Source organism: Archangium violaceum (assembly GCF_016887565.1).
Classification (GTDB): domain Bacteria; phylum Myxococcota; class Myxococcia; order Myxococcales; family Myxococcaceae; genus Archangium; species Archangium violaceum_B.
The window spans coordinates 5,456,216-5,471,343 of the sequence record NZ_CP069396.1 but is presented as its reverse complement, the minus strand read 5'-3'; the positions used below and the strand labels follow the sequence as shown (position 1 = coordinate 5,471,343).

The 15,128-nt window shown below is 69.5% G+C and carries 9 protein-coding genes; 6 read left to right on the top strand and 3 right to left on the bottom strand.

The window, feature by feature from the left end; all coding sequences use genetic code 11:
- Position 1: 1 nt before the first annotated feature.
- From JRI60_RS22390 to JRI60_RS22380, 3 genes are read right to left on the bottom strand one after another with little or no spacing between them, the layout of a single operon-like run.
- Complete coding sequence (locus JRI60_RS22390) at positions 2–1,264, bottom strand: TolC family protein (protein ID WP_204227868.1); 1,263 nt, start codon at positions 1,262–1,264, stop codon at positions 2–4.
- On the bottom strand, positions 1,261–4,458 hold the full coding sequence (locus JRI60_RS22385) for an efflux RND transporter permease subunit (RefSeq protein WP_204227867.1): 3,198 nt from the start codon (positions 4,456–4,458) through the stop codon (positions 1,261–1,263). Before JRI60_RS22385 ends, JRI60_RS22390 begins: the two co-directional genes overlap by 4 nt.
- A gap of 15 nt (positions 4,459–4,473) precedes the next feature.
- Positions 4,474–5,598, bottom strand: coding sequence for an efflux RND transporter periplasmic adaptor subunit (locus tag JRI60_RS22380; RefSeq protein ID WP_204227866.1), 1,125 nt, complete (start codon positions 5,596–5,598; stop codon positions 4,474–4,476).
- A gap of 295 nt (positions 5,599–5,893) precedes the next feature.
- On the opposite strand from JRI60_RS22380, the gene JRI60_RS22375 reads away from it, so the two are divergent.
- From JRI60_RS22375 to JRI60_RS22350, 6 genes are all read left to right on the top strand, one after another.
- Positions 5,894–7,021, top strand: coding sequence for a Kelch repeat-containing protein (locus tag JRI60_RS22375; RefSeq protein ID WP_204227865.1), 1,128 nt, complete (start codon positions 5,894–5,896; stop codon positions 7,019–7,021).
- A 114-nt stretch (positions 7,022–7,135) separates the two neighbouring features.
- Positions 7,136–8,104: a hypothetical protein gene (locus JRI60_RS22370; RefSeq protein WP_204227864.1), complete on the top strand. Its 969-nt coding sequence runs from the start codon at positions 7,136–7,138 to the stop codon at positions 8,102–8,104.
- A 27-nt stretch (positions 8,105–8,131) separates the two neighbouring features.
- Entirely contained in the window at positions 8,132–9,502 is a 1,371-nt protein-coding gene (locus tag JRI60_RS22365; protein ID WP_204227863.1) for an FAD-binding oxidoreductase, read from the top strand.
- A gap of 252 nt (positions 9,503–9,754) precedes the next feature.
- Positions 9,755–10,492 (top strand): hypothetical protein, encoded by a 738-nt coding sequence (locus tag JRI60_RS22360; protein WP_204227862.1) that lies wholly within the window; start codon positions 9,755–9,757, stop codon positions 10,490–10,492.
- Between the two features lie 46 nt (positions 10,493–10,538).
- Positions 10,539–10,898, top strand: a complete 360-nt coding sequence (locus JRI60_RS22355; RefSeq protein WP_204227861.1) for a c-type cytochrome — start codon at positions 10,539–10,541, stop codon at positions 10,896–10,898.
- Position 10,899: 1 nt separating this feature from the next.
- Positions 10,900–15,123, top strand: coding sequence for a DUF4114 domain-containing protein (locus tag JRI60_RS22350; protein ID WP_204227860.1), 4,224 nt, complete (start codon positions 10,900–10,902; stop codon positions 15,121–15,123).
- Positions 15,124–15,128 lie beyond the last annotated feature (5 nt).

Below are 15,128 nucleotides of genomic sequence, written 5' to 3'. Positions count from 1 at the left end.
CCTACTCCTTCATGAAGAGCCCGGCGGCCCGGAGCAGGCGCAGGGCCGACAGCGACGTCTGCAGGCGCTCGGAGATGGCACCCACCTCGGCGTTCGTCAGCGCCGAGTTGGCGTCCGCGACCTCCAGGTAGGTGGCCACACCGGCCTTGAAGCTGATCTCCGTGAGACGCTGCGTCTCACGCGCCAGCGCCAGGGCCTCCTCGGCCTTGGACAGGTTGGCCTTGGCGTTCTCGTAGTCCAGCCGGGCGCGCGACACCTCTTCCACCGTGCGCGCCTCCGCCTGCTTCTGCTGCGCCGAGGCCTCCGCCACGCGGGCGGACTCCTCGCGCAGGTTGATCTCCCGGATGCCGCCGTCCCACAGCGTCCACTGCGCGCTGAGCGTCAACGCCCACGAGTCGTTCTGCCCCGTGAAGCCCGCCGCGTTGCTGAGGCGGTAGACACCCGAGAACCCCACCGAGGGAGCGTACGAGAACCACACGCCCGTGCGGCGGCCCATGGCCAGATCCAGGTTGCGCCGCGCGGCGGCCACGTCCGGCCGCTGCTCCAGACCCTGCTTGATGAGCTCCTCGTCGCTCTCGGCCGGCACCTGTGGCACCGGCGGCAACTGCAGCGAGAAGTCCGCGTTGCGCTGGATGAGCGTGGCGAGCGCCAGCCGCGAGGAGGCGAAGGCGTTGCGGGCCCGCACCAGGTCCTGCTCGGCGCGCGCCCGGTCGAGCTGCGCCCGGAGGAGCGCCACCCGCGTCACCGTGCCCGCGTCGAAGCGCTTCTGCGTGTCCTGCTCGCGCGCCTGGTTGACCTGCAGCAGGAACTCCGCGGCGCGGATGGCCTCCTGGTAGCTCGCGGCCCCGAAGTAGGCCTGGGCCACGGCGAAGAGGATCTCCCGCCGCGCGTTCTCCGTGTTCAGCTCCGCCACGTCCTCGGCGATGCCCGCGTTGCGGATGGCGGGAATCAGGGACGGCGCGAGGATCGCCTGCCGGATTTCCGCCTGGGCGGCGAACTGGTCGTACGGCTGGATGACGATCTCCGGCCCACCGGGCAACGCCACCACCGCCTCGTTGGAGTTACGGGTGTAGCTGCCGCCCACGGAGACCGTGGGCAGGTAGGCCGCCCACGCCCGGTTGGACAGGAGCCTCGATTGCTCCAGCCGGGCGCGCGCCACCTGCAGGTCCAGGTTGTTGTCGCGCGCGGCTTGGAGCGCCTCATCCAGGGTGAGCACCGGCGTCGCGGCGCTCACGGTCAGTGTCAGTGCGAGCAGGGCAATCATGCCGCCTCCTGATCATTCGAGGGCCGCAGCTCGGTCAGGTGACCACCGCCGTAGGCCCGGGCTACCTCGGCCTCGCCCGTCTCCTCGGGCGAGCGCTTGGAGCCGAACTTGCGGCTGAACCATGCCGAGGCGTCATCGAACAGCGAGTAAACCACCGGCGTCATCAACAGCGTGAGCACCAGCGACAGCGTCTGACCACCCACCACCACGCCCGCGGTGGCCTGGTTGAAGCTCGCGCCCACGCCCTTGGACAGCAGCAGGGGAATCATGCCCGCCACGAAGGACAGGGTGGTCATGAGGATGGGGCGCAACCGGTCCTTGCTTCCGTGGACGATGGCCTCCAGCCGGGGCAGACCCTCGCGCCGCAGCTGGTTGGTGTGGTCGATCTGCAGAATCGAGTTCTTCTTCACCACGCCGAAGAGCACCAGCAGGCCGAGCATCGAGTACAGGTCGAGCGACTGCCTGAAGATGAGCAGCGACACCAGCGCGAAGGGCACGGTGAGCGGCAGGGAGACGAGGATGGTGATGGGGTGGATCCACGACTCGAACTGCGCGGCGAGGATCAGGTACATGAAGATGAAGGCCAGCGCGAAGGCCATGAGGAAGTTGATGGCCGTGCGGGCGATCTCGCGGGACTGACCCGCGGGCTTGGCCACGTAGCCGGCCGGCAGCTTCGTCTCCTCGATGACCTTGTTGAACTGCTCCACGACCGTACCCGTGCTCACGCCCGGCGCGGTGTTGGCCGAGAGCATGATCTGCCGCTGGCGGTTCATGCGGTTGATCTGCGAGGGACCCTCCTCGTGCTGCAGCTTCACCACGTCCGTCAGGGGCACGGCGCCCAGCCGCATGGAGGGCACGGTCACCTGCCCGAGCGCCTCCACGCTGTCGCGCGAGCCCGGCTCGGCGCGCAGGCGCACGTCGTACAGGTTGCCGTTCTCCACGTAGGTGGACACGTCGAAGCCGCCCACCAGCATCTGCAGGGTGCTGGCCACGTCGGGCACCTGCACGCCCAGGTCCGCGGCACGCGAGCGGTCGATGTACGCGCTCACCTCGGGCTTGCCGACGATGAGGTTGCTGTCCGCGTCCACCACGCCGGGGATCTGCTTCATCTTCTCCAGCAGCACGCTGGCCTGCTTGCCCAGCTCGTCGAAGTCGGGGCCCGTCACCACGTACTGGACCGCGGCCTGCGTGCCGGCGCCGCTGAAGAGGGGCGCGTTGGACACGCTCACCCGGTACTGCTTGGGCAGCTTGGAGGTGATCTCCTGGCGCACCCGGTTCATGATGTCGTCCTGGGTCTCCTGGCGCTGATCCGGGTCGACGATCCTCACGAAGATGCCGGCCACGTTGGGGGTCTTGTCCGCGCTGTCGCCGATGGTGACGAGCGTGGAGCGCGTCAACTCGGGCATCTTCTCGCGGATCTCCCGCGCCACGCGTTCGGACACCAGGAGGGTGGAGTCCAGGCTGGTGCCCTCCGGCATGCGGATGGTCACCTGGTACTGGGCCTCGTCGCTCTTGGGGAGGAAGCCCGTGGGCACCGCCTTCATGAGGGGCATGCAGGAGCCGAGCGTGACCACCGACGCCACCACCATCACCCAGCGGTGCGCCATCACCCAGCGCAGGGCGCGCTCGTAGGCGCGCTCGAGGGGCATGTAGACCACGTCGGTGACGCGCTCGAGCAGCGGCTTGCGGTGGTGGCCGTGATCAGGAGCCGCGGAGCCCCCCACCAGCCAGCGCGCGCACAGCATGGGCGTGAGCGTGAAGGACACCAGCAGCGACACGGCGATGGAGAAGGCCATCGTCCAGCCGAAGCTGCTCAGGAAGCGGCCGGGGATGCCTCCCATGAAGGCCACCGGGAGGAACACCGCGATGAGCGACAGCGTGGTCGCGAGCACCGCGAGGCCGATCTCCTTCGTGGCCAGGATGGCCGCCGGGAAGGGCTTGAGCTTCTTCTCGTGGATGAAGCGGTGGATGTTCTCCAGCACCACGATGGCGTCGTCGATGACGATGCCCACCGCCAGCGCGAGCGCCAGCAGGCTGATGGTGTTGAGGTTGAGCCCCGCCGCGTTCATCAGCGCGAAGGTGCCGATGATGGAGGTGGGAATGGCGAGCGCGGCGATGAGGGTGCTGCGCCAGCTGCCCAGGAACAGCAGCACCACCAGCGCGGCGAAGACGCCGCCCAGCAGCAGGTGCTCCTTCACCGCGTTCACGCTGGTGATGGTGGTCTCCGAGTTATCGCGCACCACTTCCAGCGAGTAGCCCGCCGGCAGCGTCTGGCTGAGCTCACCCACGCGGCGGCGCACCTCCTGCACCAGGGCCACGGTGTTCTCACCGGACTGCTTGCGGATGGACAGGAGCACCGCCGGCTTGCCATCACGCACGGCCGCCGTGTCCGCCTCCACCTGGCCGTCCTCGACCCGGGCCACGTCCTGCACGCGCAGGATGTGGCCGTTGCTCTCGCGCAGCACGAGCTGGCCCAGCTCCTCCACGCTGGAGACGCGCCCGCGCAGACGCAGGGTGAGGCGCTCCGGACCCGTCTCGATGCTTCCGCCCGGCATCGACATGTTCTGCCCGGACAGCGCCCGCTGCACGTCCGCCGAGCTCACGCCCGCCGCGCGCATCTTCACCGGGTCCATCCACACGTTCACCTGGCGCTTGCGGCCACCGATGAGCGACACCTGGCCCACGCCCGGCACCGTCTCCAGCCGGCGGCGCAGCACGCGGTCCGCGTACTCGGTGAGCTCGCGCACGGGCTTCTCACCCTGGACCGCCAGGATGATGACCGGCACGGCGTCCGGATCGAACTTCTGCACCAGCGGCGTCTCCACGTCGCGCGGCAGCTCGTAGGTGATCTGGTTGATGCGGTCGCGCACCTCCTGCACGGCCACGTCCACGTTCTTCTCCAGAACGAACGTGACGATGACCTGGCTGACGCCCTCCGCGGTGATGGAGGACATCTCGTCGATGCCGGAGATGGTATTGACCGCCTCCTCGACCTTCTCGGTGACGTCCGTCTCCATCTCCTCGGGAGAGGAGCCGGGCAGGCGCGTGATCACCACCACGGTGGGGAAGTCGAGCTTGGGGAAGCGGTCGACGGTGAGCTTCACGTACCCGGCGATGCCGAGCACGCAGATCAGCAGGATGAGCACCGTCGCGAAGACGGGCTTACGGACACAGATACTGGCTAGCCATTGCATGAGAGGTGTCCTCGCCTACTGCAGCTTCTGGCCGTCGCGCAGGTCTTCCCGCGCCACCGCCACCACGCGCTCGCCCACGCGCACGCCCGCCATCACACCCAGCGAATCCGAGGAGGACTCGCTCACCTGGACGAAGCGCTCCTCCAGCCGCCCGTCGCTCACCACGAAGAGCTTGCGGCGCGCGCCGTCCTCCAGCACCGCCGAGCGCGGCACCACCGGCAACTGCTGCTCGCCCAGCTGCACCTTCGCGGTGGCGAACTGGCCCGGCAGCAGCGCGCGGTCCTTGTTGGGCACGAGCGCCTCCACCACCAGGTCCCGGGTGCCGTTGCGCAGGCCCGCGCCCACGAAGGACACCTTCGTCTTGTGCACCACGTTGGGCGCCGCCGTCAGGGTGAACTCCACCGACTGATCCTTCTGGATGAAGGCCGCCGAGGACTCCGGCACGGTGAGCGACAGCCGCAGCGGATCCAACGCCACCAGCGTCACCACCTTCGAGTCCTGCCGGACGTACTCACCCACGGACACCACGCGCTCGGACACCACCCCATCGAAGGGGGCGCGGATGGTGGTATCCGTCATGCTGATCTCCAGCATGGACAGGCGCGCGGTGGCGGAGGCGACCTGGGCCGCCGCGTTGCGGCATTGGGCCTGGGAGCGGTCGAAATCCGCGGAGGAGATGCTGCCCTCCTTGGAGAGCCTCTCGCTGCGCGCGCAGTCGGCGTCGGCCAGCTGCTGCTGGGACTTCGCCAGGGAGAGCTGGGCCCGCGCCTCCTCGAGGCTCGCCGTGGCCGAGCGCCCATCGAGCTTCACCAGCACGTCGCCCTTCTTCACCACCGAGCCGCGCTCGACGTGCACGGATACCACCTTGCCCATGGCACCGGCCGCCACGTCCGAGTCCTCGAACGCCGACAGGGAGCCGGTGAGCGTGAGGAAGCGCGGCACCTTCGCCTCGCCGACCTGCACCGTGTCCGCCTTCACCGCGGACTCCTGCGCCGAGGCCTGCTGCTGCCCCTTCTTGCTCTGCGCGGCGTCCACCCGCGTTCCGCAGCCAGCGCCCAGCGTCAGCACCAGCCCACCCGCCACCAGCACCTTGTACACCGGCGCCGTGCCCGTCCTGCCCTGTCGATGAAGTTTCCGCATACCGTGCTCCCGTCGCCGTGCCCCTCATGGAGGGGTATTTCCTCGGCCCGAGATAAGTTAGTGAACGCAAACTAACTAACCCCGGGGGGGGAGGGAATGTCAAGCAAAGGATGGGGCGGACAGGCAGGCGTCACCGGGGGGTTGCATGTGGGCCCGTTTTAGTGCCGGGGCACTCCTGGAGAGCGAGAATTTCCAGGTACTACCAATTGCCTTGCATGCCAGAGCCTTCCCTCTAGTCTGCCCTCGCGCGAGCCCGGGCCGTGGGGGCCGCGACCTACCCCAGGGAGTGGTGTCCATGCAGAAGACGCTTCGTTTGTCATTGCTGATGGCCGGTGTCGTTTCGCTCGTCACGGGTTGCCAGCCCGAGGCCCCCGCGCCGGCCTCCGACGCCGCGTTGAAGACGCACGAGTCGGCCCTCACCACACTGGGAGGTTGGAGCAGCAACAGGCCCATGTTCACCGAGGAGCAGTCCCACACCGCCACCCTGCTCAACTCGGGCGAGGTGCTGGTGGCGGGCGGCTACGACAGCGCGGGCACCGTGGTGCGCGGGCAGCTCTACAACCCGTACACGGACAGCTGGCGCCCCGCGGGGTTCATGAAGAAGTCGCGCTACGACCACACCGCGACGCTGCTCGCGTCGGGCAAGGTGCTGGTCGCCGGTGGCCGCCACATCTCGTCGGCGGGCCCCGGGCTGCCCGACACCGCGGAGGTGTATGACCCGGCCACGGATACGTGGAACAACACGGCCAATACCCTGGGAGGCCGGATCGGCCACTCCGCCGTGCTGCTGGACTCGGGCAAGGTGCTGGTGACGGGCGGCAACTACGGCTCCATCCATGTCACGCGGGACGCGAAGGTGTACGACCCGGCCACGGACTCCTGGAGCATCGCCAGCTACATGAACGAGAAGCGCGAGGGCCACACCTCCACGGTCCTCTTCTCGGGCAAGGTGCTGGTGACGGGCGGCTCGTGGTCCGGCCCGGGCAACTCGACGGAGCTGTACGACCCGGCCACGGACACCTGGACGCCGGCGCCCCCCATGCAGCAGTCGCGCGCCTACCACGTCGCGGTCGAGCTCTACTCGGGCTACGTGCTGGTCGTCGGTGGCGACACCGCTGGCACGGCGGAGCTGTTCAACCCGTACAACGAGACGTGGCTCCCGGTGCCCCCCTGCCCGGTGTCGGGGGGCGATCTCACCGCGACGCTGCTCTTCTCGGGCGAGGTGCTGGTGGCGGGCAACGGCACGGCCAACGCGGCCCTGTACGATCCGTCGACGAACTCGTGGCTGCCGACGAGCCCCATGCAGCAGTCGCGCTGGGGCCACGCCGCGACGCTGCTCCACACCGGTGAGGTGCTGGTGACGGGCGGCGGCTCCAACGGGGCCTTCACCGAGACCTCCACCGTGGAGCGCTTCAAGCGCTGAGCCCGCGAACGACGCGCTCGCTTCGGGGCTTCACCCCGGCGCGAGATGTGACAGACTCTCGGGCGCCTGTGGGCCGGCAGGTCGTGAATGCTCGAGGTGTCCATGTCCCGCAGGATGCTCCGCCGTACCCTCGCCCGGTTGCTGCTCGCCGCCCCCGCCCTCCCGCTGCTCGGTTGCAACATGTACACGAGCTCGTGCGGCCCCGCGGGCGAAGGCACGGGCGAGCCGTCCAAGGTCAACCAGACGTTCCGCATCGCGGACCTCCAACTGGCCGATGGCGGTACGCCCGAGCCGGGCGCGTCCTGCGAGCAGCTGTGCGTCCTCGCGGCCCCCCAGGACAACCCCCCGGGGCCCTGCAGCCTCCAGAGCGGTGATGGCGGCACGCCCGAGACGGTGACGTGTACCGTCACCTTCCTGTGCGAGGGCCGCCGTCCCGAGGGCCTGCTCAGCGACGGCTCCGTGGACGGCCGTGTGTCCGCGCTCGGGGCGCTGTTCGCGAGCATGGCCCACCTGGAGGCCGCCTCCGTCCCCGCCTTCGAGCGGCTCGCGCGGGAGCTGGAAGCACACGGGGCACCGGCCCGCCTGGTGCGCGCGGCCCGCCGCGCCGCCGCGGACGAGGTGCGGCATGCGCAGGCCATGGGCACCCTGGCCGAGCGGCACGGAGCCCCCGTGCCCACCGTGGAGGTCGAGCCCTTCCAGCCGCGCGCCCTGGAGCGGCTGGCGCTGGAGAACGCCGTGGAGGGGTGCGTGCGCGAGACGTTCGGCGCGCTGCTCGCCGGGTGGCAGGCCCGGTGCGCCGGAGACTCGGAGGTGCGCCAGTCCCTGGCCCGCATCGCTCCGGACGAGCTGCGGCACGCCGAGCTGTCCTGGGAGATCGACGCGTGGGCCCTGAGCCGGCTGGACGAGGCGGCGCGGCGGCGCATCCAGGAGGCGCGCCGCGAGGCCCTGCGCACCCTTCAGCGCGAGGTGGAGGAGAGCGTCGAGCAGGAGGAGTTCGTCCGGCTCGCCGGGCTGCCTTCGCGCGAGCAGGCCCGGAAGCTGGTCCAGGGGCTCGCCGAGTGGGTGATCACCGCCGAGGCCTGAGCATCCCCGTGGTAGCGTGACGGGCCGATGAGCGTGAACCTGATCCGCGAGCTCGCGTCCGTCCTGCCCCCCGAGGGCCTCGTCACCGATCCCGACGTGCTCGAAGCGCACCGCCACGACCAGGCTGGATGGGCCGCGGCGGGTGTCCCGGGGGTCCTCGTCCGTCCGGCCTCGACGGCCGAGGTCCAGGCCGTGCTGCGCGTGGCGGCGGCCCTGCGCGTGCCGGTGGTCGCCCGAGGAGCGGGCTCGGGGTTGTCGGGCGGCGCGAACGCCACGGACGGCTGCATCGTGCTCTCGCTCACGCGGATGAACCGCATCCTGGAGATCGACCGGCGCGGCCTGCTCGCCGTCGTCCAGCCGGGCGTGCTCAACGGCGCGCTCAAGGCGGCCGCGGCGGAGCACGGGCTCTGGTACGCGCCGGATCCCGCGAGCTGGGAGTTCTCGACGATCGGCGGCAACGTCGCCACCAATGCCGGCGGTCTGTGCTGCGTGAAGTACGGCGTGACCGGGGATGCCGTGCTCGGGCTGGAGGCCGTGCTCGCGGATGGCTCCGTCGTGCGCACCGGTGGCCGCACGGTCAAGAACGTCGCCGGATATGATCTCACCCGGCTCTTCGTCGGCTCCGAGGGCACGCTCGGCGTCGTCACCGAGGCCACGCTGCGGCTGCGCCCGCGCCCTCCCCCGGCCACGACGCTCGTCGCCTCGTTCCCGACGCTCGTCGGGGCCGGCGCGGCCGTCACGGAGATCATGGCGAGCACCCGCCCCTCCGTGCTCGAGCTCATGGACCGGACCACGGTGCGCGCCGTGGAGTCCTTCAAGCCCCTGGGTCTGGACGTCGAGTCCGCGGCGCTCCTGCTGGCGCGCTCCGATGCCGGGGGTGAGCAGGGCGTGGCGGAGTGCACGCGGATGGTGGCCGCCTGCGAGGCCGCCGGGGCCACCTTCGTCGCGCACTCCGCCGACGAGGCCGAGGGCGAGCTGCTGCTCGTGGCGCGCCGGCTCGCCTTTCCCGCGCTCGAGCGCCAGGGGGCGACACTGCTCGATGACGTGGGCGTGCCGCTCTCGCGCATCGCCGAGCTGCTCGCGGCGGTCGAGCTCATCGCCGAGCGGCGCGGCGTGCTCATCGGCACGTTCGGCCACGCGGGCGATGGGAACATGCACCCCACCCTCGTCTTCGACCGGAACGATCCGGACGCGGTGGGGCGGGCCAAGGCGGCCTTCGACGACATCCTCCGCGTGGTGCTCGACATGGGCGGCACCATCACCGGCGAGCACGGGGTCGGCGCCCTCAAGCGCCCCTTCCTCGCCGCTCAGCTCGGCCCCGAGTCCCTGCGGCTCCACCACGCCATCAAGTCCGCGCTCGATCCGCTCGGCCTCCTCAACCCCGGCAAGATGCTCTGACTCCGAGGGGCGGCCCTCTTTTTTCTCACCCCTTGAGACGACCCCGGATGTCGTGTGGCGACCCGGGTACCCTCCGCTCCAGGCTCCGCGCGGAAGTGTCGGCTACCAATAAAACTGCCCTACGGGCTTGGTCACCCATTCGGTTCTTGACATACTGGAAACGAACGGGATGATCGAATATCCCGTTTTATTCCCGTTTGGAGAGAGCCCAGGATGAAACAGGTTCGCCTACATCGTCGACATCCGCGTGGAATGACGTTGCTGGTGGCTCTCGGGACATTGGCGGTGGTGACCGCGGCCACGCTGGTGAGCTTGCGCATCGTCAGCCAGGAGAGCGAGCTGCAAGGCGGTGAGCGGCGTGCGCGCGAGGCCTTCTTCGCCGCCGAGGCGGGTCTGGCGGAAGGGCGCGAGGTGCTCACCACGTTGCTGGGCAGCAGCGCGAACGCCACCAACTTCAACGCGGTGATGGCCAAGCTGGGCGACATCTACTCGAGCGGCAACGGCCTGGACGGGGCGGTGAATGAGCCCGACTTCCCGGGCAACGGCGCCCATTGGTACGAGGTGCTCCCCCTCACCCGCTACAGCCTGCTGTCGGGCACGGGCCAGGCGCTGGACTCCAGCTTCGCGACGCCCCTGCGGGAGATGCGCGATCCGAACGGCCGCCCCTACGTCTCCTTCCCCGAGCAGTCCACGGTCTTCTACCGCGTCTTCGTGCACGACGACGACGACGACAAGGACGACCCAAGCAACCCGAACGACGGTCGCCGCGATGATACCAACAAGTCCGTCTGGCTGGTGTCCATGGGCGAGGTGCAGGGGAAGGGCGGCGTGGTGCTCGCGAGGTCGGTGGTGCGCGTCCTCGTGGCCGCGGGGTTGTCGTCGCAGGCGGCCAGCGGCTACGGCGGCCAGAAGCTCGGCGGCTCGGACAAGACGTCGGGCTCGTCGCTGGACGTGTCGCCCCCCAACATCGCCCAAGGCACCACCTTCTGAAGTTCCCCCCCGCCCCCACCCCCCCACCGGTATTCCGAGGCTCGTGATGAACCGACCCTTCCTGCTCCTCCCGCTCCTGCTGGCCCTCCCGGCGAGCGCGGGCGACGCCGATTTCGGCAAGAAGGCCTTCGAGGCAGCGTGCGCGCAGTGCCACGTGGCGGAGCCCGCCCGTGCGGACGGAAAGAACGCCACCGCCCCGGCCAACCTCTCCCTCTGGCTGAGCACCCACTCCGGCACCGAGCTACGCAAGTGGGTGAAGGACCCCTGGAAGGTGCGCGCGGACACGCAGTGCGATCCGCGTCAGCTGCAGCCTCAGTACGTCAGCGACCTCATCTCCTACCTGCGCAGCGCCCAGACGCCGGCCACCCCGGCCCCCGGCGCGCAGACCCCCCCCAAGAGGAACTGAAATGCACGCGCCTCGTAAGACATTGATGGTGGCGCTGCTGTGCGCCTCGGCCGCCACGGCCCAGACTGGTGGAACCGGTGGTGGCGGGGCCATGGTGGCCCTCTGCCACGACACCACGGGACAGGACCGTCAGCCGGACTTCAGCCCCACGGCCGGCTTCGACTGGACGTCCGTCACCCTCACCAACGACAGCCCGCCCGCGATCCGGTTGAACACCAACCTCGAGGTGCTCAACACCGAGCGCATCTACTTCCCCTTCACCCAGCAGGTGAGCGTCAGCTACCTGTACGAGTCCGCCGGCAACTCCGCCGCGCTCGGCTACTTCTATTACAAAGACCTCGTCGCCCGCGGTTACATCAACGTCAACGGCACCCCGGGCGACAGCAGCGACGACAAGCTGGCGGACACCGACAACAACGGCATCGCGGACTTCCACGAGGACCTCTACTCGATGTCCACGACCCGCGACTACATCGGCGGCACCACCCGCCGCTGCCCGACGCGGACCTTCACCTTCAATGGGAAGACATTCTTCGAGCCGGAGCTGGCCGCCAAGGACTGCAACGCGACGTACAACTCGACCGTCTCCCTGAAGGACGCCCGCCCTGGCCAGACCAGCCGGAACATCACGGTCGCCACCGTGGGCCAGGCGCCCTCGGCTGGCCGCTCCGGCACCCAGTTCAGCGATCAGGGGCTCTACCCCACCATCCCCAACCTCCTGGAGCCGCTCGACAACAAGAACAAGAGGTCGGGCGCCACGAGCACTGAAAAAGGCCGGGGCATCGGTCATCTCGTCTTCCTCCACTCCGACGACGATGGCGACACCAGCGTCTACAACAGCATGACGCCGGCGAATGACACCTCGGACCAGTTCAACGGCATCCCCGACTACAACGTCTCCGCCTACGACCAGGATGGCCGGCCCCTGGCCACCGCTCCGGACAACACCCTCAACGAGGAGCGCGACCGCACGGTCAACCTGGGAGAGATCGAGGGCGACCAGGAGATCGTCTTCTACATGGTGTCCTGGGGCGGCCCCAACCACGCTCCGGGCGGCTCGTCTCCGCAGGTGTATCCCTGCCTGAGCTTCGACTCCACCACCCCAGGAGGCGCCTGCAAGCTCCACCTCGTCAGCCCCACGGTGGTCTTCTTCTCCAAGACGTTGCTGAACATGGATCAGAACGCCCTGGCCCCCTCCACCGCGAGTGACGCGGCGGGCAACAACATCTCCGTGGTGGCCAAGCGCGACATCGGATGCGCGTATGGTTCGGGGACCTGCAACCAGACGGGTGAGTCGCTCGAGGGCTGGCTGGACCAGGCCACGCTCAACCGCCTGCAGACGCAGCCGGCCTACCGCAATCTGAACATGCCGCACGAGAAGGCCTACGTGAAGGCCGACACGACGAGCGGCCGCAGCGTGCTGCCCCACGTCCTGGTGGGCGCCCCCTCCACCGACAAGTACCGGTGGATCCTCGGCTTCGAGGACCTGTCCGGCGGCGGTGACCGCGACTTCAACGACGTGAGCTTCATGATCCACAAGTCCAACGGCGGCGTGGTGCGCTCGGCCGTGGTCTCGGGCGATCTGTCCCCGAGCATCTCCCAGGACTACACCATCACCGAGGTGACGTTCCGGGCGGTGGACGAGCCCTATTACAGCTCCACCAATCCGGCCCACTGCCGGACCCGTCCCGCGGAGGATCGGCCGCGCATCACCTACCAGGTCGCGCTCGACTGCAAGGTGTGCACGGCCAACTGCGGCACGACCAACCCCACCCTGTCGGTCAACGAGTACCCCACCTGGACGGACGTGCCGCTGGATGAGCCCCCGACGAGTGGCGCGCAGCGCGACTCGTCGGCGACCATCCGGGACTTCCTGCAGCGCAGCCTCACCGGCTCGCAGCTGTGCTGGCGCTCCATCATGCGCAGCAAGGACGACACCTGCCAGCCCACCATCCGCAACATCAACGTGTCCTACAAGGCGATGAAGGCCGGTGACTACGGGCGCGCGGCCGTCTCCACCGTGGCCAACACCGTCCTGTACGGGGCGTACGAGACGCCCGGCCGCACCTGGTTCGAGAGCACCGCGACTCCGCCCTCCACCCGCGTGGTGGACGGCCGGTTGGATCTGTCCGAGCGCGGCCACCTCTACCTCAAGGAGCTCTACAAGCCGGAGACCCCGACGGCCACCAGCGGCGAGATGCTGTGGGACGGCGGTCGCAAGCTCGGCGAGGTCGTGCGCAGCGAGGAGCCCACCGGCTGGCGCAAGCTCATCACCATGCGGCCCAACAACACCCGGGCCGAGCTCAAGGACGTGCTGCTCGACAGCAACGGCGGCGAGGCCTTCTCGTCGACCAACTGCGGTGGGGCCAACGGCGGTCACTGGGTGTGCGACCTGGACAACAGCGGCGGCGCGCCCGACAGCGAGGATCGCGCGCTGCTGCGCAACTGGCTGTACGGCTGGGAGCGCCGCAACGGCTCGTCCTCCACGAACGAGAAGCGCACCTGGCCCATGGGCGGCGTCCAGCTGTCCACGCCGGCCATCATCGGCGGCGGCTCCACCCCGCCCTGGTGGACGCGCGTCACGGGCACCGAGCAGGCGAAGTTCACCTCCAACTTCCTGTCGGACGCGCGGGTGAGCCAGCGCTCCACCGTGGCCTACGTGGGCACCATCCAGGGCTACCTGCACGGCGTGCAGTCCGGAGCCCTGCGCATGAAGGACGACCCGTGCACGGTGGAGCGTGACGCGCGCGGCCACTTCGAGGGCTGCAACGAGAACCGCAACTACGGCAACGCGCGCGAGCTGTTCGCCTACCTGCCGCGCAAGCTGCTGCCCAACTACGTGGACTCCTACCTGCGCCAGGGCAATGGCAAGCGCGCCACGGTGGACGCCTCGCCCTCCGTGGCGGACGTGGACCTGGGCTTCGGCCCGTACGTCGCCACGGGCGGCAACACCTCCACCCAGCCGGCCTGGACCATCGGCAACAGCCCCGGCCCCACCGAGGGCGCCAAGACGGTGCTCGTGTCGCCCACCGGCCCCAGCCTCAGCGTCGTGTTCGCGCTGGACATCACCGACCCCTCCCATCCGTCCTACCCGCAGCCCATGTGGGAGTTCGACATGGCCAGTGACGCCGTGTCGATGAGCGGGGTGAGCGATGCGCCCACCTCCGTCACCGCGATGACCGTGGAGGACGCCTTCGCCGACCTGGACGCCGACCTGGTGCCGGATACGCGCGGCTCGCGTCACTCCACGCCCATCGTCCGGATGGACTTCGGAGCGCAGGGCGGCCGCAAGTGGGTGGCCGTCGTGGGCACCGACTACGTGCCCAATGCCGGCACCGCCGGTGCGCTGTACCTGCTGGACATGAAGACGGGCCAGCCGGTCCAGGTCGCGGGCACCAAGGCCGCGTCCCGTCTGGCCGGCGTGGTGCCCCTCGCCCAGGGCGAGGGCGTGGGCGGTGAGCCCGCGGCGGTGGATGCCAACGAGGACGGCTCGTACGATCTCCTCTATGCCGCCACGACGGGCGGCAAGCTCTTCCGCATCAGCACCACCCAGGTGGATCCCGAGCGCGGTCTCGGCGAGACGTTCAAGGTGTGCGAGCTGGCGGACGTGAAGGAGAAGCTGACGGCCGAGGGCCGCTCGGACGCCAACCACCAGGGCATCTACTCGAGCATCTCGGTGCGCCTGCAGGCCGGCGCCGCCGGCAAGGTGGTGCGCGTGTACCTGGGCACCGCCAACAACCCGGACATCTCCAACGAGCCGGCCGACCTGGCGAACCCCCGCCCGCACGGCTACGTGCTCGCCTACGAGGACGCCAACCCCACGGCCACCACCTGCATCGACGCCACCCACCTGTGGACCCAGCAGCTGGGCGAGGGCCAGCTCGTCTGGGGTGGTGTGGCCATCGCCGGAGACAGCGTGTACACCACCACCGCGGTGGGCAAGGCGGCCAACGCCTGTGAGCTCAGCGCGACGGACAGCGGCAACTTCTACGCCTTCGCCAGTGCCACTGGCGCGGCGATGCCCAACTCCGGGACGTCGCTGGGTGGCCATGGCCTGTCCACCCCGGTGGTACACGACGAGCACCTGATCATGCTGACCGCGGACGGAAAAGTGATGGTCAAGGGCGACCCCGCCAAGTGGAACAACCAGACCGCGACCACCAACTCCGGGCCGGTGCGCATCCGCCTCTGGGACGCGAGCGCGAGCGGGCGCCTGCAGCCGTGAGGACT